26 protein-coding genes and 1 pseudogene are annotated in these 22,977 nt (G+C 50.0%); 2 read left to right on the top strand and 25 right to left on the bottom strand.

The annotated features are described in order from the left end of the window. Nucleotide 1: 1 nt before the first annotated feature. The 24 genes from fliY to sucC form a co-directional block, all read right to left on the bottom strand. Nucleotides 2-1,168: a flagellar motor switch phosphatase FliY gene (fliY, locus tag BLS58_RS10980; RefSeq protein ID WP_090398847.1), complete on the bottom strand. Its 1,167-nt coding sequence runs from the start codon at nt 1,166-1,168 to the stop codon at nt 2-4. After that, entirely contained in the window at nt 1,155-2,153 is a 999-nt protein-coding gene (gene fliM / locus BLS58_RS10975; protein WP_090398846.1) for a flagellar motor switch protein FliM, read from the bottom strand. Before fliM ends, fliY begins: the two co-directional genes overlap by 14 nt. 32 nt (nt 2,154-2,185) lie before the next feature. Next, complete coding sequence (gene fliL, locus BLS58_RS10970) at nt 2,186-2,614, bottom strand: flagellar basal body-associated protein FliL (protein ID WP_090398845.1); 429 nt, start codon at nt 2,612-2,614, stop codon at nt 2,186-2,188. A gap of 2 nt (nt 2,615-2,616) precedes the next feature. Beyond that, the gene (locus tag BLS58_RS10965) at nt 2,617-2,820 is read right to left on the bottom strand and encodes a flagellar FlbD family protein (RefSeq protein ID WP_090398844.1); all 204 of its coding nucleotides are present in this window, start codon (nt 2,818-2,820) and stop codon (nt 2,617-2,619) included. A gap of 37 nt (nt 2,821-2,857) precedes the next feature. Beyond that, on the bottom strand, nt 2,858-3,646 hold the full coding sequence (gene flgG, locus BLS58_RS10960) for a flagellar basal body rod protein FlgG (RefSeq protein ID WP_090398843.1): 789 nt from the start codon (nt 3,644-3,646) through the stop codon (nt 2,858-2,860). A gap of 18 nt (nt 3,647-3,664) precedes the next feature. Then, nucleotides 3,665-4,141, bottom strand: a complete 477-nt coding sequence (gene flgD / locus BLS58_RS10955) for a flagellar hook assembly protein FlgD (RefSeq protein ID WP_090398842.1) — start codon at nt 4,139-4,141, stop codon at nt 3,665-3,667. Beyond that, complete coding sequence (locus BLS58_RS10950; protein WP_090398841.1) at nt 4,142-5,335, bottom strand: flagellar hook-length control protein FliK; 1,194 nt, start codon at nt 5,333-5,335, stop codon at nt 4,142-4,144. It lies immediately after the preceding gene. A gap of 53 nt (nt 5,336-5,388) precedes the next feature. Then, complete coding sequence (locus BLS58_RS10945; protein WP_090398840.1) at nt 5,389-5,955, bottom strand: MotE family protein; 567 nt, start codon at nt 5,953-5,955, stop codon at nt 5,389-5,391. Between the two features lie 4 nt (nt 5,956-5,959). Next, nucleotides 5,960-6,406, bottom strand: a complete 447-nt coding sequence (fliJ, locus tag BLS58_RS10940) for a flagellar export protein FliJ (protein ID WP_090398839.1) — start codon at nt 6,404-6,406, stop codon at nt 5,960-5,962. Further along, nucleotides 6,403-7,725 (bottom strand): flagellar protein export ATPase FliI, encoded by a 1,323-nt coding sequence (gene fliI / locus BLS58_RS10935; RefSeq protein WP_090398838.1) that lies wholly within the window; start codon nt 7,723-7,725, stop codon nt 6,403-6,405. The genes fliJ and fliI overlap by 4 nt, the downstream gene beginning before the upstream one ends. Continuing rightward, nucleotides 7,722-8,468, bottom strand: a complete 747-nt coding sequence (gene fliH, locus BLS58_RS10930) for a flagellar assembly protein FliH (protein WP_090398837.1) — start codon at nt 8,466-8,468, stop codon at nt 7,722-7,724. The genes fliI and fliH overlap by 4 nt, the downstream gene beginning before the upstream one ends. Next, complete coding sequence (gene fliG / locus BLS58_RS10925; RefSeq protein ID WP_090398836.1) at nt 8,461-9,474, bottom strand: flagellar motor switch protein FliG; 1,014 nt, start codon at nt 9,472-9,474, stop codon at nt 8,461-8,463. The genes fliH and fliG overlap by 8 nt, the downstream gene beginning before the upstream one ends. 11 nt (nt 9,475-9,485) lie before the next feature. Continuing rightward, complete coding sequence (gene fliF, locus BLS58_RS10920; RefSeq protein ID WP_090398835.1) at nt 9,486-11,063, bottom strand: flagellar basal-body MS-ring/collar protein FliF; 1,578 nt, start codon at nt 11,061-11,063, stop codon at nt 9,486-9,488. A gap of 37 nt (nt 11,064-11,100) precedes the next feature. Then, a complete protein-coding gene (fliE, locus tag BLS58_RS10915; RefSeq protein ID WP_090398834.1) occupies nt 11,101-11,433 on the bottom strand; it encodes a flagellar hook-basal body complex protein FliE in 333 nt (110 codons plus the stop codon). 24 nt (nt 11,434-11,457) lie between these two features. Further along, nucleotides 11,458-11,910, bottom strand: a complete 453-nt coding sequence (flgC, locus tag BLS58_RS10910) for a flagellar basal body rod protein FlgC (RefSeq protein ID WP_245723143.1) — start codon at nt 11,908-11,910, stop codon at nt 11,458-11,460. A 1-nt stretch (nt 11,911) separates the two neighbouring features. Beyond that, entirely contained in the window at nt 11,912-12,301 is a 390-nt protein-coding gene (flgB, locus tag BLS58_RS10905) for a flagellar basal body rod protein FlgB (protein WP_090398833.1), read from the bottom strand. Between the two features lie 348 nt (nt 12,302-12,649). Continuing rightward, complete coding sequence (gene codY / locus BLS58_RS10900; RefSeq protein ID WP_090398832.1) at nt 12,650-13,429, bottom strand: GTP-sensing pleiotropic transcriptional regulator CodY; 780 nt, start codon at nt 13,427-13,429, stop codon at nt 12,650-12,652. A gap of 26 nt (nt 13,430-13,455) precedes the next feature. Next, entirely contained in the window at nt 13,456-14,868 is a 1,413-nt protein-coding gene (gene hslU, locus BLS58_RS10895) for an ATP-dependent protease ATPase subunit HslU (protein WP_090398831.1), read from the bottom strand. A 34-nt stretch (nt 14,869-14,902) separates the two neighbouring features. Then, entirely contained in the window at nt 14,903-15,442 is a 540-nt protein-coding gene (gene hslV, locus BLS58_RS10890) for an ATP-dependent protease subunit HslV (RefSeq protein ID WP_090398830.1), read from the bottom strand. Between the two features lie 11 nt (nt 15,443-15,453). Next, nucleotides 15,454-16,359 carry a tyrosine recombinase XerC gene (xerC, locus tag BLS58_RS10885; RefSeq protein WP_090398829.1) on the bottom strand — a complete coding sequence of 302 codons (906 nt, stop codon included), beginning with the start codon at nt 16,357-16,359 and terminating at the stop codon, nt 15,454-15,456. Between the two features lie 178 nt (nt 16,360-16,537). Then, complete coding sequence (gene topA, locus BLS58_RS10880; protein WP_090398828.1) at nt 16,538-18,610, bottom strand: type I DNA topoisomerase; 2,073 nt, start codon at nt 18,608-18,610, stop codon at nt 16,538-16,540. Between the two features lie 116 nt (nt 18,611-18,726). Then, a complete protein-coding gene (gene dprA / locus BLS58_RS10875; RefSeq protein WP_090398827.1) occupies nt 18,727-19,581 on the bottom strand; it encodes a DNA-processing protein DprA in 855 nt (284 codons plus the stop codon). Between the two features lie 211 nt (nt 19,582-19,792). After that, nucleotides 19,793-20,707, bottom strand: coding sequence for a succinate--CoA ligase subunit alpha (sucD, locus tag BLS58_RS10870; RefSeq protein WP_090398826.1), 915 nt, complete (start codon nt 20,705-20,707; stop codon nt 19,793-19,795). Between the two features lie 18 nt (nt 20,708-20,725). Beyond that, nucleotides 20,726-21,886 carry an ADP-forming succinate--CoA ligase subunit beta gene (gene sucC, locus BLS58_RS10865; RefSeq protein ID WP_090398825.1) on the bottom strand — a complete coding sequence of 387 codons (1,161 nt, stop codon included), beginning with the start codon at nt 21,884-21,886 and terminating at the stop codon, nt 20,726-20,728. 137 nt (nt 21,887-22,023) lie between these two features. Here sucC and BLS58_RS10860 point away from each other — a divergent pair, with 137 nt between their 5' ends. Both BLS58_RS10860 and BLS58_RS10855 read left to right on the top strand, forming a co-directional pair. Beyond that, a complete protein-coding gene (locus BLS58_RS10860; protein WP_090398824.1) occupies nt 22,024-22,227 on the top strand; it encodes a hypothetical protein in 204 nt (67 codons plus the stop codon). Further along, nucleotides 22,217-22,705, top strand: coding sequence for a nuclease-related domain-containing protein (locus BLS58_RS10855; RefSeq protein WP_090398823.1), 489 nt, complete (start codon nt 22,217-22,219; stop codon nt 22,703-22,705). Before BLS58_RS10860 ends, BLS58_RS10855 begins: the two co-directional genes overlap by 11 nt. Nucleotides 22,706-22,781: 76 nt before the next feature. On the opposite strand, the pseudogene BLS58_RS17565 reads toward BLS58_RS10855, so the two are convergent. Further along, nucleotides 22,782-22,977, bottom strand: a pseudogene (locus BLS58_RS17565) (IS4 family transposase); the annotation flags it as partial.

Here is a 22,977-nt window from a genome sequence, read left to right as displayed (position 1 = left end):
TTTATTCATTTTTTAGGTGCAGCAGACGCTGTTCACGACTGACGATATCGGTCACCCGGACGCCAAAATTCTCATCGATGACGACGACTTCGCCTTTTGCCACCAGGCGCTGGTTCACGAGAATATCAACGGGCTCGCCGGCAAGCTTGTCCAATTCGATGATCGACCCCTGGGTAAATTGCAAAATGTCCTTGATCGAGCGGCGTGTCCGGCCGAGTTCCACCGTCACATCAAGGGGGATGTCCATCAACATATCAAGGTTTTGCGATTGGGTCGGTGGCAGGCCAACATCATCGAAGTCGTGGAAAGCCACCGGTTGCACGTTCCGTTCCGACGTTTCAGGCTTTGCGCTCTCCTCTCTATTTTTGACGCCGGGTTGGGTATCCAGGGCTTCGCCATCGGGTTCTGCGCTTTCATCCTCGTCGCCTGATGGAGCGAGCAATTGCGCTACCATTTCTTTGGCAAAAGAGACGCTCACCAGTTGCATAATCGCCGAATCAATCATATCGCCCACCCGCAAGTGAAAGGATATTTTGATCAATGTCGACGCCTGGGGCATATAATCGGTTCCGCTCTCTTCGAGCATATCCAGCATATCGATGGCGGGGGGAGAGATACTGACGCGCAAATTAAAGATTGTTGATAAAGACGTTGATGAACTCCCCATCATTTGGTTCATCGCTTCCTGGATAGCGCTTATATGTATATCCGTAAGCTCGGAATCCGGATGTTTTCCATCCCCGCCGAGCATGAGATCGGCGATAATTTTAGCATCTTTTTCCTTGATCACGAGTAAATTCGTCCCTTTGAAGCCATGTGTGTACTTAACGTGCACAGCCACATGGGGGACCGGAAACTCTTCATGCAAAAGGTCAAACTGGACGGCCTGAACGACAGGGGTGGTAATGGACACCTTTTGCTGAATCAATTCGGAGAGCGCCGTCGCCGCACTCCCGAAAGAAATATTTCCGATTTCACCGAGGGCGTCCTGTTCGACAGCGGTTAAGTACTGATTCGCATTCAGCGCCGCTTTCGTCGGAGGCGGGGGATAGCCATCCTCATCAAAGTCTCGGCTTTTCAGTTCTCCTTCGTTATCTTCAAAGTTTTCCAGCAAACGATTGATTTCTTCCTGCGAAAGTGTCTCGTTTTCGTTATCATGATCGTTCATTGTCTTCGGCCTCCTTCATCTCCTCGGTCACTTGCACGGCCAATCGCTGTTTACGCTTCCCTGTTTGCACATAATACTTCGGCTCGCCGCCGACGTATGCGATAATCGGGTCGTTGACCGCCTGATCAAGCTCGATCACGTCCCCGGCGCGCAAGTACAGAAGTTCTTCAAGGCTGATTTGGGAATGGCCAAGCACGGCCTGTAGAGGTAAACGAGCGTGGCGAACCGATGTTTCAAGCTTTTCTTCTTCATCTTCAGCGCGCGTCTTGTTCGTCGTTTGCATCCAATAATGACCGGACAATTTCGGTAAAATCTCTTCAAGGACGACATACGGCAGGCAGATGTTGATCATCCCGGCTGTTTCTCCCACGGTGGCGGAAAGGGAAATGACTACGACCGTTTCATTCGGGGAAACCATTTGCATAAACTGGGGATTGACTTCCAAATCTTCCATAACCGGTTCCATGTCAACGACGGATTGCCAGGCTTGTTGAAAACTGTCCAGCATATAGTCGGAAACTTGCGTGAGGATATTCGTTTCAATTTCGGTCAAGTTTTCAATTTTATTATAATTGGTTCCTTTCCCTCCCAGGATGCGATCGAGCATGGTATACCCTATTTGCGGGTTCATTTCGATCAACAGACGCCCATCGAGCGGAGCGGGTTCAAAGACATGGAGCAAGGTCATTTTAGGAATGGAGCGGATGAATTCTTCATAGGGCAGTTGTTCAACCGTAGCAACGGCAATGTGCACAAACGTCCGCAACCGGGCGGAGAGCGTTGTCGTTAACAAGCGGGCAAAATTTTCATGAATACGCGTGAGCGAGCGTATCTGATCCTTGGAAAAACGCAGCGCCCGTTTGAAGTCATAGGTGGTAATTTTTTTCTCATCGATCTCCTTGCGTAAGGCCTCCGCGTCCATTTCTCCCGTAGACATCGCGGCCAACAAGTCGTCGATTTCTCCTTGCGAAAGTATGTCTGCCATTGCTTATCACCTCATTTCCAGCTGCCGCCGCTTTATTGTATGATGCGGCTCGTCGTGTACACGCTTTCCACTTCACCCTCATCAAGCAGTTGATTAATATCCTCCTGCAACCCTGCCTCCAGCGTCTCAAGACCTTCCGAACTGCCTAATTCATCCGCGTCCATTTCCGCCAGTCGGTGGATGATGGCATTTTTAATTTGAAAGTCCCGCTTCTCTACTTCTTCTACGGTATCGCCGGAATCGGCCTGAATCCGAAAAGAAGCACGCACGTAATCATCGCCTTCCACATTTGTCGTTAATTCTTCGGTGTCCCATGAACGATCAAGCACTTCATCGATGCTGGGATCCGAGCCTTCAGTCGTCGGTTCGCCGTTAAATTGAACGGACAGGATAAACGTCGCCGCAATAGATACGATCAGGGCGATGATGACAACACTTACGGCAATCATCAGTTTTTTCACGGTCACGTCCCCCTTTGCGTCGCAAACATCCCGATCGATCTGTACAGGGTATTGATTTTTTCCGTGACGTCGGCAACCGGGTCGAGCACGATCATTTTACGTTGATTCGTGAGTGTGATCGTCGTATCCGGCAACGCTTCAATCGTTTCGATATGAATGATGTTCAGGGAAAACACGGTCCCATTCAATCGCTGCAATTCAATCATATATGTATCCCGCGGACCGCCCCGGGCCCGCGCCTCCTTATCTCAGATTCATGATCTCCTGCAACACTTCATCGGAAGTCGTAATAATTCGCGTATTCGCCTGCAGGCCACGCTGACCGGAAATCATTTCCACAAACTCTTCGGAAAGATCCACGTTGGACATTTCCAGCATGCCGGCGGCGATTTCACCAGCGCCTCCCGTTCCCGCTTCCAGGTTGTTTGCGTCTCCGGAGTTGACCGTTTCTCCATATAGATTACCGCCCGCTTGTTCCAGGCCTTCCGGATTCGCGAAGGTAGCGAGGCCGATCGTCCCCGCCTCAATCACTTCCCCATCAATGTCTTCTGTCACCGTGCCGTCGCTGCCAATGCTGAAATCGGATGCCTCTTCGGCAATCGTAATGGTGCCCCCGTCTGCACCCAGCACATAATAACCGTCCTCATTGACGAGATCTCCAGCCTCATCCCGGGAAAAGTTTCCGGTACGCGTGTAAAATTCTCCACCTTCCGGATTTTGAATACGAAAATAACCATCACCGCCAATAGCAAGGTCAAGTTCACGATTGGTCGGCTGCATCGCCCCCTGGGTATGTAGCGTATCAATGGTGCCGGTTTGACTTCCAAGCCCCACTTGTACCGGGTTCGTACCGCCTTGATCCGCACCGGGTTCTGTCGCGCCCTGCACTTGCTGGCTGATCATATCCTGAAATGTAAAACGCCCTTTTTTAAAACCGGCCGTATTGACGTTGGCAATATTATTTCCGATTACGTCGAGTTTTGTTTGATGGTTTTGCAGACCGGAAATGCCGGAATACATCGATCGCAACATGAATAACGTCCTCCTTTATTAATCTTCTTCGCCTGCTTCTAAACCAATGCGTGCGAGTTGACCCTGATCGATCCAGCTATCATCATCGAGGAGCAGTTCAATCGAGCCGTCTTCGCTTCTGCGCACGGAAACGATGTCGTTTTGTCGATATTCGATCTCTTCACCCTGGTCATTATCGACGAGACGCGCCCATTCGACCGTCTTGCCAATCAATTCGCTCGTTTGTGCGAGGGCACCGTTTTCCTGGCTCTCGACGAAACGCTGCATCCCCTCGTTCATATTCGTCATCTGTTCCAGGGAGGAGAATTGCGCCATCTGGGCAATAAATTCACGATCATCCATGGGATCGAGGGGATCCTGGTTTTGCAGCTGGGCGATTAATATTTGTAAAAAATCATCCTTGCCGAGCATCTGCTCTTCCGTCGTGGTGACCTCCACGCCGTTCACTTCCCTTTGCCCGGGGACGGCCGTCGTTGCCTGAGCGTTAATATTCATTCAGATCACCTCCTCTTCTTCATTCAGCAATGTCTGTAACCATTCCGCAAACGATTGATTGTCATTTTCTCCTTCCGTTTCTCCTTCATGAGGGTCCCTTTCATCTTCAGCAAAGGAAGGATTTTCTTCTTTACGTTCTTCAGGCTGCTCGGTATTCATCTGCTCGACAACGATCCGCTCCACCGGCAATTGTTGCTGCCCGAAAGCCTGGCGAAGGTGAGGGAGCTGGGATTCAACCAATTCACGGGCAAGCCCCGTCGTCGTTAAAAATCTCGCCTGCAACACGCCGTTGTCTTTACTGATCGTTATATCCAGACGTCCCAGGCTCTCCGGATAAAGCTTAATCGTTATTTGCTGCTGAGTGTCGCCATTGACACGAAGAACCCCTTTCCCGAGTACCTGCTGGAATTGCTTCACGAATTCAACTGCCCGCGCATGGTCTGTTTTTTGCTCCCCAAGGTGAATCGTTAATTGCTGGCCTTCGTTCAACGGCTGCATCGCCAATGTTTCATTGAAGAAAGGCAGGGAGGATGAGGGATGTGAACCAAGTTGCTGAACGTGTGGGAGCGGTGTTTGTCCCCTTCCCTGCATCTGCAACCATTCCTGTGAGGCCCGGATGGGCTCTGCACCGTTTCGGTCGGCGACTTGCGGCCATGATGGCAAGTAAGGAGGGCGTTGCCGGCTTCTTTGTTCAGGTTCCCCGCCCTTCTCAGTCGCAAAGGCAACGAGCGCCGTCAATGACGGGATTAGCGCCGTTAGCGCTTCCCGGAGGGAAGCTTCATCTCCTTGCGTTGACTTAGATTCAAGCAAGGCCACCATCTCGTTAAGAAACGTTTCCACGGAAGTATCTCCCGCGACGAACGCCTCTGTCACTCCCCGCAGATCCGCCAATGCCTCCTTTTCCGTTACCGCTTCTTTTAGCATGAGGAGCGTTGTTTCCCAATCTGTCTCCTCTGCCTCGTTTTCGGGGACCGGCAAGGTTGGCATCCACTCACGGATGGTGTCCATTAATTCGAGGGCTGGTACGTCTGAGCTCTCCTCTTCCATCTCAGGAAGTGCCGCTTCGTTCCTTCCCAGAAAATGAGAAAACAATTCTGCAAAGGTACTTTCTTTTTCCATCCCCTCGTCGAATGGTGCAGCGAACCTGGCTTTTCCTCCCGGCCAAAGTTGGGTCAAAAACGCTACCGGTATCATCCTTTCACCTCCACTTGGCTTAGCGCCGAGTCCGGCGAAAGCCTCGGTTGCACTTATCCGCCAAGCAATGTCGTAATGTCGGCGGCTCGTTCCGGGTCCATGTTTTGTAAAATATCCGAGCGGCTGTCGTCATTCATCTCTGACATATGAAGCAAAACGACGTCATCGGAGAGTTCTTCCATAATTTCGGCTGCCCGCCTTGGATTCATATTTTCATAAACGCGTGCGATGCGTGCGAGCTCTTCCGGTGCCTCATCTTCTTCGGCCATATCTTCGCCCGATTGGGCGAACGCTTCATCTTCTTCCATTTGTTCGATTTCTTCTTCAAGCTCCTCTATCGTTTCTTCCGCTTGCTGCAATGCTTGTTCCAGACGCATGATTTCGTCATCGTTTTCCATAAGGGAGCCTTCATTTTCTCCGACTTCATCGTCGTCTTCTGCAGTGATCCAGGTGGATACGACCGGCAGCTGACCGGCGGCGGACCTCACTTGCTCCATGGGGTTCATCCCTAACAGCGACAATAAAACGCCACCGAGCACAACGAGAACAGCAGCAGGAATGACAATCAGAAACAGAAACATGGGCAGCCCGTTTTCTTTTCGTTTGCTCTTTTTTGCCATTCCTTCACCTACTTCTGCTTCTTAAAACTTGCCGGGAAGCGATCTCGTCTATGAATTTTTGCTCTTGCTTTTTCATTTCATGTTGATATTCTTCCCATTTGCGCCCTTTCATTTTTTCGTATTTTTTACATTCGATCGTCGCTGCCTGCCATTCCTCTTTGCGTTTGGCCATCTCCTTGCGGGCGGCGTTTGTCTTCACCTGGCAGCGGGCGATCGTCGTTTCAACGTTTTCTCTTACCATTTGTCTGGATTGTATTGCCGCGATCGTCGTCCCCGTCTGGCAATCTTCATGCTGGCTTTCATCAAGCGTCTCTCGGGCTTTCAACCAGCGATATAATTCATACCCGATCGTTTCAAACTTACCGATTGCCTCCTCATATCCTTTTCTCAGTTCGACAGCTTCACGTTCCTTAAATTCCAGTAGTTTTTCGAGTGTAAACGTAAAAGTCATCGACCATCGTTCCCTTTCCCTGCTAATATTTGCAATTGTTCCGTCGTTTTTGTGAAATTCAGTGGCTTGTCGGTCCCTTGCTGCAAAAAGGCTTGAATGTCCGGCTGCAAATCAAGAGCGAGGTCAATGTCTTTAGACGTGCCACGCTTATAGGCGCCTACCTGAATCAAATCTTCATTCTCTTCGTACGTCGCCAGATGTTGCCTGAGAACGGAAGCTGCGGCTCCATGCTCCTCGCTTACAATGTCGGGCAGCAAACGGCTGACGCTTTTTAAAATGTTAAGCGCCGGGTAATGCCCTTTATTTGCCAGTTTACGGTCAAGAATAAAATGCCCGTCCAGGATTCCGCGCACGGCATCGGCGATCGGCTCATCGAGATCATCGCCATCGACAAGCACGGTATAAAAAGCCGTGATCGAGCCATATTCACTCGTACCCGAGCGTTCCAGCAGTCGAGGCAGGAGGGCGAAAACGGAAGGCGTATAGCCTTTCGTCGTCGGCGGCTCGCCGATGGCAAGGCCGATCTCGCGTTGAGCCATCGCAAAGCGGGTAATTGAGTCCATCATTAAATTGACCCTCTTTCCCTGGTCGCGAAAATATTCCGCAATGGCTGTGGCGGCCATCGCCCCCTTGATGCGAACGAGGGCGGGTTGATCGGAAGTGGCCACGACGACGATCGTATTTTTTCGCCCTTCGTCACCGAGATCTTTGTCGATAAAATCTTTCACTTCCCGGCCTCGTTCACCGATGAGGGCGATCACATTGATATCTGCCTCCGAATATTTCGTAAACATGGCCATCAACGTGCTTTTTCCGACCCCGCTGCCGGCAAAAATCCCCACTCTTTGCCCTTCCCCTACAGTAAGCAGACCATCGACGGCCCGGACACCGAGCGATAATGGGCGCGTAATCCGCGGGCGGGTCAGCGGGTTGGGAGGGCTGCGCTCGACAGACGTTTTATACAGCCCTTTCGGTCTTTCCCCGCCGTCAAGCGGATGGCCCAAACCATCGATCACTTTTCCGATCAACCCTGTCCCGACACCGATGGTGAGAGGCTTCCCCGTGCTTTTCACGAGTGAACCGGGCTGAATGTGGGCTGTCGGGGAAAACGGCATCAATAAAAGGAGCGATTCCTTAAAGCCGACCACTTCCGCCTGTAAAGGGTCGCGTTCATTCGTCGGATAAATCAGGCAGATGTCACCGACAGCGGCTTGCGGTCCACGCGCTTCGATGGTAAGACCGACGACACGCGTCACTTTTCCAAACCATTTCAACGGCTGCAAGTACTCGATTTCATTTGCGATCTCCGACGCTTTCATGGCGATCGTCCCGCCGCAAGCTTTTCATAAAGATCGGTTTGCAATGCCGTCAGTTGGTCCTTGAGCGAAGCGGCCAGACGCCCGTAGGGGGTCTCGACGATACAATCGTTTTTGTCCAGATCCGCGTCCGGAAAAAAACGAATGCGTTCCGAGTTACTGAGAATTGCTAACCATTCTTCCCGTTGCTGCACCGTTTCTTCGTAGCGATCAGGGTGGACATAAACGGCGACGTCGCTCTGATTTTTCACTTCTTGGAGCGCTTGTTTGACGAATTGCAGCCAATGCGTCTCCTGTTCCAGTTTCTCGCCCAGAATTTTTTCGGAGAGTTTCATGGCGACATCGATAATCACCGGCTCGGCACCATCCAAATAGTGCTGGTATTCCTCACGGGCTAAGGTCACGATGTCCCGGGCATCGTTAATAATCGCCCGATACGCTTCGTAACCTTTTTCTTCCCCTGCACGAAACCCTTCTTTCTCACCGGCACTTTTCGCTGCCGCGTACTTCTTTTCCATCGTCTGCTCCAGTTCGGCACGGGATGTCTCCATGTCTTCATGTATGGCTTTTCTTTCGGCCCGTGCCTCCGCGAGGATCGTTTCTGCCTCTTTGCGGGCGTCGGCAATCATATGGTTGTTGGATGCTGTCCCCTCACACCCTTCACGATTTGTAAACATCGGTTGTAACATGACAGAACGAGGGTTGACGCGCATCGTTGATGTTTCTCTTTTGATAATGTTAGACAATCACATCGTCCCCCCCACCTCGGGCGATCACAATTTCGCCCGTTTCTTCCAAACGACGCACCGTCCCGACGATCCGCGTTTGCGCCTCTTCCACATTTTTCAGACGAACCGGTCCCATGTACTCCAGTTCCTCTCTGAACGTTTCGGCCATACGCGTAGACATATTGCTGAATAGAATCGTTTTCACTTCCTCGCTGACCACCTTCAGGGAAAGCTGCAAATCTTCCTGGTCCGCTTCCCGAATAATTCGCTGAATGGAGCGGTTATCGAGGGTGATGACATCTTCGAATACGAACATTCGTTTTTTAATTTCATCGGCAAGTTCCGGGTCCTGGAACTCGAGGGAACCAATGATGGTCCGCTCGGTGCCGCGGTCGACACTGTTCAGAACATCGACGACCGAGGCGATGCCTCCCGCTTCTTTATAGTCCTGAGACACCGTCGAGGACAGTTGTTGCTCAAGAATCTCTTCCACTTCACTAATGACTTCGGGAGAGGTGCTGTCCATCACCGCGATCCGTCTGGCCACATCCGCCTGTAACTCTATAGGTAACTCAGAGAGAATTTGGCCGGCTTGTTCCGCATCCAGATAAGAAAGGACGAGGGCGATCGTCTGCGGATGTTCATTTTGAATAAAATTTAAAATCTGCAAAGGTTCCGCCTTGCGGGCAAAATGAAACGGCCTGACTTGCAACGTCGATGTGAGCCTCGTGATAATGTTCATCGCTTCTTCTTCTCCAAGCGCTTTTTCCAATACATCTTTCGCGTAGCCAATGCCGCCCTGGGTCATGTAATCCTGGGCAACGGCGAGCTGATGAAATTCAGTGATCACTTTTTCTTTCGTTTCGTTTTCCACTTTGCGAACGTTGGCGATCTCGAGGGTCAATTGCTCGATTTCTTCCGATTGCAAGTGTTTATAAACATTTGCCGAAACGTCAGGCCCCATCGAGATCAGAAGAACAGCTGCTTTTTGTTTTCCGGTGATTAATTTTTTTCCTTTCGTCATCCATCTGCCTCCTAATCTTCCGAGAGCCACGTGCGCAGAAGTTTGGAAAACTCTTCCGGTTTTTCGCGTGCGAGCCTTTCCAGCCGTTTTCGTTGTTCACCTTCAACCGAGACATCTTCTTCGGGAATATCTTCCAGGTTGACACGTTCATCCTCGAAATCCTCTTCATCTATGTTATAGCGGTTGCGTCGCATAATGAAGATGATGGCCACGATAGCTGCGAGGATCGCGATCCCTAATATATAGACCCAGGCGGGGATGCCTGCACTTTCCGGTTCTTCCTCTTCCATGTTGTTCATAAACGGCTGGGCAGAAACGAATATCTTGTCCCTGATCTCCCCGTCGTCAATCTCTTCCAGATAGGTTTCATCGATGCTCGTTGAGACGACCGTCTCCAAAATCGATTCGATGTCCTCGACGGTATCCGCCGGCAGCGATAACATATCTTCCGGATCAGGCGGTTCGACGACGACCTGGATGCCTAGGTCTCTTAATCTATAAGGGCTCTCCTGAATATGGCGGTGAATGCGATTGACATCATTGTTCACGCGTTCTTCGATTCTTTCATAGTCGCCATCTCCACCGGCCGCGGCCCCGGGATAGTTGGCGATGTCATCTTCCCCCGTCCCGGCAACCCCTTCTTCAGGTAACTCTTCACCTTCATACGTTTCCGTGATCGACTCGGCACTTATTTCGATGCCTTCCATGCTGTCTTCATCCACGGGCTCGATGAGTTCCTCTTCACGACTTTCCTGGGTAAAATCAATATCCGTCGTCACCGATACCATCACCCTATGTTGCCCCATCATCGTCCCGAGCATCTGCTGAAGCTGTTGTTGCAGGTCATTTTCGATATCACGGCTGATCTCCCGCTGCTGGTCATATGTTTGCCGAGTCCCGTCGATCGCTCCCTGATCTTCATAATGGTATTGATTGGCCTGATTGTCCGCGATCATAATATTTTCCTCGGGCAAATGGGGGATACTTCGTGATGCGAGGTGATAGAGGGCCTGGACGTTGCCTTGCTCCAATTGATATCCGCCGTCCAGAGTAAGCACGATCGAGGCACTGGCTTCTTCCGGCTGGTCGCTCACCCATACCGTTTCTTCCGGGAGCGTAATCATCACCTCGGCAAGTGAAACGCCATCCACCGACTGCATGAGGTTGCTGAGTTCCGTCTCCAGCGTCGCTTTTTCCATCACCGAAAACTCATTCTCGGTCATGCCGAAGCCAAGCTGGTCCTGAAAATCTTCATAACCGATGGAGCCGCTCTGCGGAATCCCTTCAGCGGCCAGTTCCACTTTCAACTGGTCAACGCTTTCTCTCGGCACTAATATGGCGGTGCCATCAGCAGTCACTTCCGAGGGGATGCCCCGGCTGTCGAGGGTTTCCTTAATCTGTCCCGTTTCTTCCACAGGCAAGTCATTATACAACGGCGCATAATTCGTCCTTATGCTGAAGAAGATGATCACTCCGATCAACACGATAATTAAGAGGAGGCCGCCGAGGATAAAAAGTTGCTGATGCCTGGATCTCGTTGTCCAGTATTCCCGTGCTCTATCTTTGTATCTATGTATCGTTTCATTCATGAGATGCCGCCCGCCTCCTCATCGAACCTTCTCGCTGTCACAGTGTCATTCGCATCACGTTGTCATATGCATCGATCACTCTGTCTCGCATTTCCACGGTAGCCTGCAACGCGACGCCTGCTTTTTCGGAAGCAATCATAACATCATGCAGGTTTTCCACTTCTCCGTTTAGCAACTGTTGGGTCATCTCTTCGGATTCGGCCTGATGGCTCTCAACATTTTCCAGCGCTTCTTTCAGAATGTTACCAAAGGTGTTTTGTGCCTCAGATGCACTTACCTGCTCCCCTTGCTCATCGGCAGCTTCCGGAGCTTGCGGCGCAAGTGGCGAAACCGGCATCGGCAAATGAGTATCACCTTGTATTCCTTGCATACCCTTATCCCCTTTTTAGTCTTTTTACCCTCGTCCAATGTCCAAAGCGTTCATTTTCATCCCTTTATGGGCATCGAATACTGTCGCGTTCGCTTCATATGAACGACTCGCCCCCATCACATCTACCATCTCCTGCAAAGGGTCCACATTGGGGAGCTCGACATTGCCATCCTCATCGGCATCCGGATGACCCGGTTGCCGGATCGTCTGAAAAGGCGTCTGATCTTCAATGATACCGCTCACCCTTACGCCTCCGCCCTCGCCTTGTTCTGCCCTTCGCAAATGGGAAGCAAACGAGGGCTGACTATCTTGCGGGGTCATGGAGACCATTTTCCGTCTGTATGGTTCCCATTCCCCATCGACCATCGTCCCACGCGTTGACGAGGCGTTGGCCATATTGGCGGAAGCTGTATCCATACGCAAACGTTGCGCGGTTAAAGCTGAGGCTGTCGCATTCATTCCCGCAAACATAGACATACTAGTTTCCACCTCCCAAAGCTGTTTTCAGACTGCTAAATTGGCCGTCCATCCGATCGACAAGGGCTGCCTGGTAGATTTGGTTGTTGGCCATGGCCGCCATCTCCTTATCCAGATCAACGCTGTTACCATTGTGATCGTACATACGGTTACGGTCGACGGAGGTGTACGCCCCGCGGGGCTCTCCGCCAAAATCGACATGTCGACCGCTCGTCTTATACGCGTCGAAGCGCTGCTCGGCTTCGTTAAGCGTGTGCTGAAAGTGGGCTTTTCTCGCCTTGAAGTTTGGCGTGTCCACATTTGCGATGTTGTCCGCGATCGTCTCCTGCCGAAGCGCTGCACCATCCAGCCCGCTATGTAACGACTGCACATTTGAGGAAAATAAAGCCACGCCTATCCCTCCTTTTTATGAAAAATAATATAACGTTTAGCTCAGTGGTAATATCTTGTTACTTAGGTCGGATAAAATTCGACTCTTTCATTGTATAAAAAATACTGGAAGATTGTCTAATAGAATCGAAAAAAATAAAAAGTCAGTAGATTTTATCTATTAAACTTCATTCATCCGCTCTTTTAATTAGTTCTTTAGATTCATTGATTTTAATATAAAAGTGACTTTGTACTAAATTGTGCAAACGCTTTATATGGATAATATTGGGATTTTTTCATTAAAAAAGAGCGAGTCGTCTCCTCTTGCAAAAAGAAGAGATGACTCGCTCTTTCGTTCATAGTTCACTGCTTATTCATCACGAAGTCGTTCGAGTTCCACCAAAAATTTGTCGTTAAGCACTTTGATATACGTCCCTTTCATCCCTAAAGAACGGGATTCGATGACGCCCGCGCTTTCAAGTTTACGCAGAGCGTTGACGATGACTGATCGGGTAATGCCGACACGATCGGCAATTTTACTGGCCACGAGCAGCCCTTCCTTGCCGTCCAGCTCTTCGAAAATATGCTCAACCGCTTCTAGTTCGCTGTACGAAAGGGAGCTGATGGCCATTTGCACAACAGCCTTACTTCTGGCTTCGTCTTCGATTTCCTGGGCTTTTTCATGAAGGATTTCCATGCCCACCACCGTGGCGCCATATTCAGCCAACACGAGATCGTCATCGCTAAAGGTACCATCAAGGCGAGCAAGGATGAGTGTCCCCAATCGCTGGCCGCCTCCGACGATGGGGACGATCGTTGTCAGTCCCGAGCGGAACAGGTCACGATTTTCGGCCGGGAAGGCCGTGTGTTCACTGTCAATATCCAGATTCGGGGATGTTTCGGTTACATTGAAAATACCGGCGGTGTATTCTTCCGGAAATTGTCTTTCGTCAAGGATGCGGTCAATTTTATCGTGTTCGATCTCTTGCTGAATCGAATAACCGAGCAGTTTGCCCCGACGACTGACGACAAAAATATTCGCCGAGATCACGCTGCTTAACGTTTCTGCCATATCCTTGAAATCCACATGCTGACCTGCTGTCTTTTGTAACATATCATTGATTTTTCTCGATCTTGCCAGTAGTTCCATTTAAGGTGATTCCTCCTATTTTTAACTTACAAAATAAAGTGGCTGGTATCTTCGTTTCCGGCTACATCCGCGAGTTTTTCATCGACATACGGCGCTGTGATCGTTATCTTTTCCAGGGTGATATCAGAGGCCTCAAAGGACAATTCCTCGAGTAAACGTTCCAGCAGCGTGTGCAATCGGCGGGCGCCGATGTTTTCGGTCTCACGGTTGACGTGTTCGGCTAGTTCAGCCAATCTGTCCACAGCATCGTCAGAAAATTCTACATCTATACCTTCCGTTTTCAAAAGAGCGGCATATTGTTTGAGAAGCGCATTGTCAGGCTCGCGCAGAATATTGATGAAGTCATCCCTGGACAAGTTCACCAACTCCACGCGTGTAGGGAAGCGTCCCTGTAATTCCGGAATCAAATCGGAAGGCTTTGACATATGAAACGCACCTGCGGCCACGAATAAAATGTGATCGGTTTGCACCGCTCCATATTTTGTCGTTACGGTCGCTCCTTCTACGATGGGGAGGATGTCGCGCTGCACGCCTTCCCTTGATACATCGGCACTGCTGTTGCTTTGTTGGCCGGCGACTTTGTCAATCTCGTCGATGAAAATCATTCCGAGTTGTTCCGTCTTTTTGACGGCTTGCTGGCTGACTTCCTCCATATCGACGAGTTTTTGCGCTTCATCATCAGTGAGAACACCGCGCGCTTCCTTTACGGGCAACTGTCGGTTTTTCTTCTTGTTCGGCATCATGTTCCCGAGCATTTCCTGCATATTCATGCCCGTCTGTTCCATCCCCGTACCCTGGAACATATCCGAAAACGAAGGCGTTTGTTCTTCCACTTCGACGGTAACGAGATGATCTTCCAATTCACCGAGGGCCAGTTGATGGGCGATCCGTCGTCGGCGTTCACGGTTACTCTCCTGTTCAGCTTCCGTGCCTTCATCCTCCTGTTCAGACTCATCGTCTGACTGGGATTGAAATATCGCTTCGAAGGGGTTTTTGAATTGCTGATTCTTTTTTTTGGAGGGCGCGAGCAATTTCACCAGTCGCTCATTGGCCTGCTTTTCGGCCTGGGGTCTCACTGCTTCCATTTTCTCCGTTTTCACGATCCGCACCGCGTTGTCGACAAGGTCACGCACCATGGATTCGACATCGCGGCCGACATAGCCCACTTCCGTGAATTTCGTGGCTTCCACCTTTACAAACGGAGCGCCGACAAGTTTGGCCAACCTGCGGGCAATTTCCGTTTTCCCGACACCGGTCGGACCGATCATGAGAATGTTCTTCGGTGTGATTTCCTCGCGTATGCCTTCCGGCACTTTACTGCGCCGGTAGCGATTCCGAAGGGCGATCGCGACCGCACGTTTTGCCTCATTCTGGCCGACAATGTATTGATTAAGCTTATCGACAATTTGACGCGGCGTGTGATTGGCATATTCTTCCAACTGTTATCACCTTTCCTAACCCTAACAAGGGAGGTTAAATCTCCTCGATGGCACGCTGGTCATTCGTGTATACGCAAATTTCACCGGCGGTTTTAAGGGCTTCTTCAGCGATTTCACGCGCGCCAAGCCCTGAGTGTCTCACGAGTGCCCGCCCGGCTGCCAACGCGTAGAAACCGCCCGAGCCAATCGCCAATATCCCGTCATCAGGTTCAATCACTTCGCCTGTGCCGGCAATTAACAACAATTGTCGGTCATCCATAACGATGAGCATCGCTTCCAGCCGGCGCAACACTTTGTCACTGCGCCACTCTTTGGCCAATTCGCGGGCGGCTCGCTGCATTTGCCCGCCGTATTCCTGTAACTTTCCTTCAAACTTCTCGAATAGCGTGAACGCGTCGGCGACCGAACCCGCAAAGCCCGCGAGCACTTTGCCGTTATAGATTCGGCGTATTTTCTTCGCGCCATGTTTCATGACGGCCGCCTGCCCAAACGTCACCTGGCCATCACCAGCCATCGCCCCTTCACCGTTATGGCGAATGGCAAAAATCGTCGTCGCGTGAAAAGCCTGTTCCATAGTTTCTCCTTTCAGGCACGTGGATGCGTCCCTTGATAAATCGTCCGTAAGCGCTCCGTCGTCACATGTGTATAGCGCTGAGTGGTCGTTAAGGACTCATGTCCGAGCAGCTCCTGCACCGCGCGTAAGTCGGCCCCTTCATTCAGAAGGTGGGTCGCGAATGTATGGCGCAAGCTGTGTGGGGAGATGTCCAGTGAGGAGGAAGCCTCGTTCACACGTTTGTTCAACACATAGCGTAAGCCGCGATCGGTTAACGCCCCACCCCTAACATTCAGAAAAAGAGCGGAAGGATGATTGTCGCTACGAGTCGTCAACGTGCGTCTCCCGTCTTCGCTATACCTTAATAACGCATCTATTGCGTAAGCCCCTATCGGAATGTAACGTTCTTTTCTATTTTTGCCGATAACGTGCACCATTTCCGTGTTAAAATCAACGTCACTGACTTGCAACCCACAACACTCGGAGGCTCGAATGCCGGTGGCGTAAAGCAATTCAATGAGCGCCAGATCCCGTTGTTTAAGGGGGTTATCCCCTTCACAAACGCTTAAGAGCTTCTCGAGTTCATTGCTATAGAGAAAGCGGGGCAACCGCTGGGGCTGGGTTGGAAAACGTGTAAAAGCCACGGGGTTTTCCTCTACCAGCGATTCCCTTTTCAAGAAACGATAAAACGAGCGAAGCACGGAAAGTTCACGAGCGATACTCGTCCTGGCGAGACCTTTCTCATGGAGATGCGTCAAATAAGCACGAATGTGCCGATCGTTGGCATTCAGAACGTCGACCTCTATGTTTGCCCGTAAAAAATCCTTCCATACAAGCAATTGCCGTCTGTAAGCAGCCATCGTATGTTTGGACACGTTCTTTTCGACCTGCAAATATTGAAAAAACGCCAGATAAGGGTCTTGCGAAACCGCAGGCATACCATTCTCCTTTCGGGAAAGCGAGTAAAGTTTAACACACCACGAACCCTAAAGCAAGGTATTATTCATAAAATTCTGATTTGCTGCGTATATTTTTTATATTTGTGTCTGAAATCTGTCAATATTGTGAAGGTGAATGTGACATTCAACCGGCTTTTCTTTAGTATAGGAAAACCCCTTAATTGGGGTCTTCCCGGTAATCACAATTCGTACACTGCACCCGCACGTCTTTCTTTACTTTTTTCTCTACGAGTAAGCTTTGACATTTGGGGCACGGCCTTGCAATCGGTTTGTCCCAGGAGACGAATTCGCATTCAGGGTAACGGTCACACCCGTAAAAGGTGCGTTGCTTTTTACTTTTTCTCTCCACGACATTGCCTTCCTGACAGCGGGGACATTTAACGCCGATCGGCTTAAGAATGGCCTTTGTATTTCGACAATCGGGAAAGTTGGAACAGGCCATGAACCTGCCATAGCGGCCCATTTTATAGACCATCGGATGGCCACACTCTTCACAATCTTCCCCGACCGGCTCATCTTTAATCTCTACTTCTTCCATCTCTTGATCGGCCACTTTTAATCGTTTTTCAAAACCCTGATAAAAGTCGTCGATGATCGCAATCCAGTTTTCCTGACCATTCTCCACTTCATCGAGATCCGTTTCCATTTGGGCGGTAAACTTGACATTGAGAATTTCCGGAAAAAACTCAACGATTAAATTGATCACAATTTCTCCGAGTTCCGTCGGCACGAAACGACGGTCCTGCAGGGCGACGTATCCTCGCCGCTGAATCGTATCAAGCGTGGGCGCAAATGTCGAAGGACGGCCGATACCAAGCTCTTCCATTGTACGGACAAGGCGGGCTTCTGTATACCTGGGCGGCGGTTGCGTAAAATGTTGCGTCGGCTCCAGCGTTTCTTTTTTGGCCGTTTCGCCTTCTTCAAGGGCAGGGAGCAGTTTATTGTCTTCCTTTTTCTTGTCATCGCTGCCTTCGATATAGACTTTCATAAACCCTTGAAACTTAACTTTGGAGCCTGTCGCTCTAAAGGTCATTCCGCCGTTTTCCAAATCAGCCGACATCGTGTCCATGATGGCCGGAGCCATACGGCTGGCGACCATGCGCTCCCAGATCAAGCGATATAAGCGTAATTGATCCCGGGACAGATAAGGTTTTAACGATTTCGGCTCTCGGGTAACGAATGTAGGCCGGATGGCTTCGTGCGCATCCTGGGTATTTTCATTTTGCTTTTTTTGCTTGCGGTCGGCACCCACATACTCTCTCCCGTACGTTTCTTCGATATAAGTCCTCGCCTCTTCTTTCGCTGTGTCGGAAAGACGCGTGGAATCGGTGCGCATGTACGTAACCAAACCGACCGTGCCTTCCTTGCCGATTTCGACGCCTTCGTATAACTGTTGGGCGAGCATCATCGTCTTTTTCGCACGAAAGTTCAGCTTACGCGCAGCCTCTTGTTGCAGAGACGACGTGATGAATGGTTGTACCGGGTTGCGGCGACGTTCTTTTTTGCTGACAGAGGCAATCGTAAAGTCATTCCCCTGAATATTGCCGAGCACTTCGTCGACATCCTCTTTTGTTTTCAGGGGCTGCTTCTCTTTTCCTTTCCCGTAAAACTGGGCTTCAAACCTTTCTTTTCCGTACGAAAATTCACCTTTAATGTTCCAGTACTCTTCCGGTTCAAACTGTTGAATTTCTTTCTCCCGATCGTTAATCATCTTGACGGCAATCGACTGCACGCGCCCGGCGCTTAATCCTTTTTTTACCTTTTTCCAAAGCAAAGGACTAATATTATACCCGACGAGGCGATCCAAAATGCGGCGCGCCTGCTGGGCATCCACGAGATCGGTATTGATCGTGCGCGGATGTTTGAAGGCCTCTTGAATCGCCGGCTTCGTAATCTCGTTGAAGACGACCCGGCAAGGCGTCTCTTCATCGATGCCCAAGCTGAATGCCAAGTGCCAGGCAATCGCTTCCCCTTCCCGGTCCGGGTCAGCGGCAAGATAAACTTTTTTCGCTTTCTTCGCTGCCTGTTTTAATTCTTTTAATACCGGACCTTTGCCGCGAATCGTGATGTATTTCGGGTCATAGTTATGATCAACGTTCACGCCCATCTGTGATTTCGGCAAATCACGGACGTGGCCCATAGATGCTTTCACCGTATATTTTTTTCCTAAATATTTTCCTATGGTTTTCGCTTTAGCGGGAGATTCAACGATTACAAGGTAATCTGACATCTCTAGGTTTCCTCCCCCTTGATATTAATGTAAAACCTTCCTCATTATTAAACAACACTTTCACGTTTGTCAAACAAAGCTTTTCATTAAGGGAGGAATTTTTTGAAATTAAGGGGCTACAGATCGGATGGATGCAGGACCATGCCCGCGCCTTGTTCGATGAGACGATTCGTGCCGATGGATTTCTGATTGTAAATTGAGCCCGGCAAGGCGCAAACATCCCGCCCTTGTTCCAATGCTTGATCGACTGTAATGAGCGTTCCTGACCGTTCGCCGGCTTCGACGACAAACAGGCGGTCGCTGAGGGCACTTATAATGCGATTGCGTTCCGGAAAATGCCATTTTTGCGGCTGTTGTGTGGGTGGGTATTCGGATAGGATGAGGTGATCTTTGGCGATATCGTCCGCCAATGGTTGATTTTCGCGCGGGTAAATGTGGGAGAGCCCGCCGGCGATCACCGCGATCGTTTTGCCTTTGGCGAGGATAGCTCGTTGATGGGCGATGGTGTCGATCCCTTTCGCCAGGCCGCTCACGATCACACGTCCCGCCTGGGCGACAGGGGGGAGCAGTTCTTCGGTGGCGCGCACGCCGTATTTGCTCGGTTGCCGTGTACCGACGACCGCCAGTGTCTCTCTCTCACATAAAGACACGTCACCTTTACAATAGATGACCCAGGGCGGGTCGGGCATTTGCCGCAATCGCCACGGATACAGGGGATGATCGACTGTAAGCGGCATAATTCCTTCCGTTTGCATGTTTGTTTCCAACTCGTCAATGGCTGTGTTTCTCCAGAAAGATTGCCAGCTGCGGACTGTTGTATAGCGACAGCCGGTCACATGTGCCAATGTTTGCAGCGAAGTATGGGCATATTGTTCCAGGTGGGGCTGTTCAGCATGCAGGCGCTGGAGGGCGCGCCAAGTCATACCGGGGGCATGATGGGCGTGGAGTAATCGTTGCCGATACGTGGACATAGGGGGCTCCTCTCATAGATCGTATGTTCGTGCTTTTCTATTATAGCACGTCTGTGACAGAAGTCAAGCGTAAAGAAAACTTGGCTTATCGCCAAGCCTTTAAGGCGATAAGCCTTAGTTGCACTTATGCAGGATAAGAAAGTGGTTTATACTTTCTTACCTGCAAAAAAAGACACCTGTCATATTTTCATGACAGATGTCGCAAAACCTGTTATGCTTTCGGTTCATGCGTCAAGCATGCTTCATAAAGATTGTTCTTTTTCAACGATTCGATCAATGTCTCTCCGATGATCGCAGGCGTCTCGGCGACGGAAATGCCGCTTGCTTCCATCGTTTTTTTCTTTTCCTCCGCTGTGCCTTTGCCACCGGAGATAATCGCGCCGGCGTGACCCATACGTTTGCCTGGGGGCGCCGTCGCGCCGCCGACAAAGCCAACGACAGGTTTGTCCATGTTCGCCTTCACCCATTCGGCGGCTTCTTCTTCAGCCGTGCCGCCGATCTCGCCGATCATGACGACGGCTTTCGTGTCGTCATCTTCATTGAAAAGCTGCAACGCATCGATAAAATCCGTGCCATTCACCGGGTCGCCGCCTATGCCGACCGCTGTCGACTGGCCGATACCCGCGCTCGTCAATTGATCAACAGCTTCATACGTTAAGGTGCCGGAACGGGAAACAACGCCAACGTGGCCCTTGCGATGAATGTAGCCGGGCATAATGCCGATTTTACATTCTTCCGGCGTAATGACGCCCGGACAGTTCGGGCCGATGAGACGTGTCTTTTTCCCTTCCATGTATCGTTTCACTTTCAGCATGTCGATGACCGGGATGCCTTCCGTGATACAAATAACGACATCAAGTTCCGCGTCAACGGCTTCAAAAATCGCGTCGGCCGCGAGTCCCGGCGGAACATAGATGACGGAACCCGTGGCTCCGGTTGCGTTTACAGCTCCTGAGACCGTGTTAAACACGGGGACCCCTTCGATTTCAGTCCCGCCTTTTTTCGGCGTGACGCCGGCCACGATTTGCGTGCCATACTGAAGCGTCTGTTGTGTATGAAAGAGGCCGGTGGCACCGGTAATCCCCTGAACGATAACTTTCGTATCTTTATCGATTAAGATACTCATAGTAGAGTGACCGCCTTTCTATTTTACTAAATCTACAATTTTCTCGGCACCATCTGCCATAGTGTCTGCCGCTGTAATATTTAAACCTGATTCCTTGAGAATTTTCTTGCCTTCATCGACATTTGTGCCTTCCAGTCGGACGACGAGCGGCATCGTCAGACCTACCTCTTTCGTGGCTGTCACGACACCTTCCGCGATCACGTCACATTTCATGATCCCGCCGAAAATATTGACGTAAATGCCCTGGACATGCTCGTCTTCGAGAATGATTTTAAAAGCAGCCGTTACTTTTTCCGCGTCTGCACCGCCGCCCACGTCCAGGAAGTTGGCCGGTTCGCCGCCGTTATGCTTGATAATGTCCATCGTGGACATGGCTAGACCCGCGCCGTTCACCATACAACCGATATTGCCGTCAAGGGCGATATAGCTAAGGTCGTATTTGGACGCTTCGATCTCTTTCGGATCCTCCTCGTCAAGGTCCCGCAATTCCTGAATATCTTTTTGACGGTAAAGTGCATTATCGTCGAAGTTCAGTTTCGCATCCAGAGCGAGCACATCGCCGTCTTTCGTGGACACGAGCGGGTTAATTTCCGCGACGGAACAATCTTTCTCCATGAAGACCGTATATAGGCCATTCATAAATTTGACGGCTTGTCCAAGCGAATCGTTGGGGATGTTCATGTTAAAGGCGAGTCGACGTGCCTGGTAGCCTTGCAGACCAATGGCGGGATCGATATATTCCCTGAAGATTTTTTCGGGCGTTTCTTCAGCCACCTGTTCGATCTCGGTGCCGCCCTCTTCAGAGCCCATCAAGACGATACGGGACGTGCTGCGATCCAATACCAAGCCAATGTAATACTCTTTATCAATGTCACAGCCCTCTTCGATCAACAACCGTTGCACTTCTTGGCCTTCAGGGCCGGTCTGATGGGTGACGAGCGTTTTACCGAGAATCTCCTCGGCATATGTACGTACCTCATCCTCATTTTTCGCTATTTTGACACCACCGGCATTTCCACGACCACCGGCGTGAATTTGCGCCTTCACGACGCGCACATCCGTGCTCAGCGAACGGGCTTTTTCCACGGCTTCTTCAACAGAAAAAGCTTTATAACCCGTCGGCACGGCCACGCCGTACGCTCTGAGTAGATCTTTACTCTGGTACTCATGAATATTCATGTTCTGTCCATCCTCCCTATGAGTCTTCACACACTTTTTTATGATACCAGTCTTTTTGAAAAGAATAAAGGGAAGGGGGTTGGTTTTTGTGGTCATTTCCCTTATTATAAAAAGAATCAATCGAAAGGGGCTGAGTGATGAAACTAAAGGATAGGGAAGAACCTATTGAATTAAAATATTTCAGATTTTTGGAAGGACGAATGCTTTTCTCACCAGACGAAAAACAACAATACGCCAATGTGCAAAAAGGATTTGAAGGTGAGAAAAAATTTGATCGTTGGATTGAGAAAAACCTTTCGTCTGATTATATTTTATTGAAGGGTTTGTTGCTTGAACATTAAAGAGAGCTTTTTCAAATTGATTCGCTGCTTATTTTTTCAGGTTGTCGGTGATTATTATGTTAATGGAGAAAAATGGCACGCCATCTCCGGTATTGAAATCAAGAACCCGCTCCTTCAGCTACAACGGAGTGAGTTCCTCCTTCGACAATTGCTTCGAAAACTTGGGACAAACACCACGATCGAATCCTCTCTTATTTTTATTCACTCTGAATTCATTTTGTACAATGCTTCCCCACAGCTCCCTATCGTTTTTTCCGGCCAACTTAATCGATTTAAGAAAAAACTGGACAGCAAGACGTCGAAAATAGAACGAAGACAAGAAATACTTGCTGAGAAGCTCAACGATTTACACATCACTGACCCCTCTCCTCGCGTGCCTAATTATAGCTATCACCAGTTGAAAAAGGGAGTGATTTGTGTCGCGTGTGAGACATTCATGAGTGAAAAAGAGCGAACTCGAGTTTCGCACCCCAAATAGCAAGGGATTCAGCGTAACTATGTGAATCTATAACCCTTATATGGCAGTGCTTTCCCCGAAATTCCATTTTCGGCCTTTAAGCGACATTATCGCCGTCAAATAGTTGATTGACCAAAAACGAGTCTTCAAAAAGGGTTTTAATATACTGGTATTCCTCGGACATCTTAAAGGCATGAATATCTACTACTCCTGACTCTGAGATGGCCGTGATAACCACGTCCAGAAGCTCATCAAACATTTCCCATAGCTGTTGCGCCATATTTTTCTCTACC

Source organism: Natribacillus halophilus, assembly GCF_900100185.1.
Classification (GTDB): Bacteria; Bacillota; Bacilli; order Bacillales; family Marinococcaceae; genus Natribacillus; species Natribacillus halophilus.
Note: the sequence above shows the minus strand (reverse complement) of the source record. Positions and strands in the feature narration are given on the sequence as shown.

What these genes read in the sequence shown, in the direction of transcription:
- fliY (WP_090398847.1), bottom strand. Translation starts at nt 1,168, where the DNA reads ATGAACGATCATGATAACGAAAACGAGACACTTTCGCAGGAAGAAATC.
- fliM (WP_090398846.1), bottom strand. Translation starts at nt 2,153, where the DNA reads ATGGCAGACATACTTTCGCAAGGAGAAATCGACGACTTGTTGGCCGCG.
- BLS58_RS10965 (WP_090398844.1), bottom strand. Translation starts at nt 2,820, where the DNA reads ATGATTGAATTGCAGCGATTGAATGGGACCGTGTTTTCCCTGAACATC.
- flgG (WP_090398843.1), bottom strand. Translation starts at nt 3,646, where the DNA reads ATGTTGCGATCGATGTATTCCGGCATTTCCGGTCTGCAAAACCATCAA.
- flgD (WP_090398842.1), bottom strand. Translation starts at nt 4,141, where the DNA reads ATGAATATTAACGCTCAGGCAACGACGGCCGTCCCCGGGCAAAGGGAA.
- BLS58_RS10950 (WP_090398841.1), bottom strand. Translation starts at nt 5,335, where the DNA reads ATGATACCGGTAGCGTTTTTGACCCAACTTTGGCCGGGAGGAAAAGCC.
- BLS58_RS10945 (WP_090398840.1), bottom strand. Translation starts at nt 5,955, where the DNA reads ATGGCAAAAAAGAGCAAACGAAAAGAAAACGGGCTGCCCATGTTTCTG.
- fliJ (WP_090398839.1), bottom strand. Translation starts at nt 6,406, where the DNA reads ATGACTTTTACGTTTACACTCGAAAAACTACTGGAATTTAAGGAACGT.
- fliI (WP_090398838.1), bottom strand. Translation starts at nt 7,725, where the DNA reads ATGAAAGCGTCGGAGATCGCAAATGAAATCGAGTACTTGCAGCCGTTG.
- fliG (WP_090398836.1), bottom strand. Translation starts at nt 9,474, where the DNA reads ATGACGAAAGGAAAAAAATTAATCACCGGAAAACAAAAAGCAGCTGTT.
- fliF (WP_090398835.1), bottom strand. Translation starts at nt 11,063, where the DNA reads ATGAATGAAACGATACATAGATACAAAGATAGAGCACGGGAATACTGG.
- fliE (WP_090398834.1), bottom strand. Translation starts at nt 11,433, where the DNA reads ATGCAAGGAATACAAGGTGATACTCATTTGCCGATGCCGGTTTCGCCA.
- flgC (WP_245723143.1), bottom strand. Translation starts at nt 11,910, where the DNA reads ATGTCTATGTTTGCGGGAATGAATGCGACAGCCTCAGCTTTAACCGCG.
- codY (WP_090398832.1), bottom strand. Translation starts at nt 13,429, where the DNA reads ATGGAACTACTGGCAAGATCGAGAAAAATCAATGATATGTTACAAAAG.
- hslV (WP_090398830.1), bottom strand. Translation starts at nt 15,442, where the DNA reads ATGGAACAGGCTTTTCACGCGACGACGATTTTTGCCATTCGCCATAAC.
- xerC (WP_090398829.1), bottom strand. Translation starts at nt 16,359, where the DNA reads ATGCCTGCGGTTTCGCAAGACCCTTATCTGGCGTTTTTTCAATATTTG.
- topA (WP_090398828.1), bottom strand. Translation starts at nt 18,610, where the DNA reads ATGTCAGATTACCTTGTAATCGTTGAATCTCCCGCTAAAGCGAAAACC.
- dprA (WP_090398827.1), bottom strand. Translation starts at nt 19,581, where the DNA reads ATGTCCACGTATCGGCAACGATTACTCCACGCCCATCATGCCCCCGGT.
- sucD (WP_090398826.1), bottom strand. Translation starts at nt 20,707, where the DNA reads ATGAGTATCTTAATCGATAAAGATACGAAAGTTATCGTTCAGGGGATT.
- sucC (WP_090398825.1), bottom strand. Translation starts at nt 21,886, where the DNA reads ATGAATATTCATGAGTACCAGAGTAAAGATCTACTCAGAGCGTACGGC.
- BLS58_RS10860 (WP_090398824.1), top strand. Translation starts at nt 22,024, where the DNA reads ATGAAACTAAAGGATAGGGAAGAACCTATTGAATTAAAATATTTCAGA.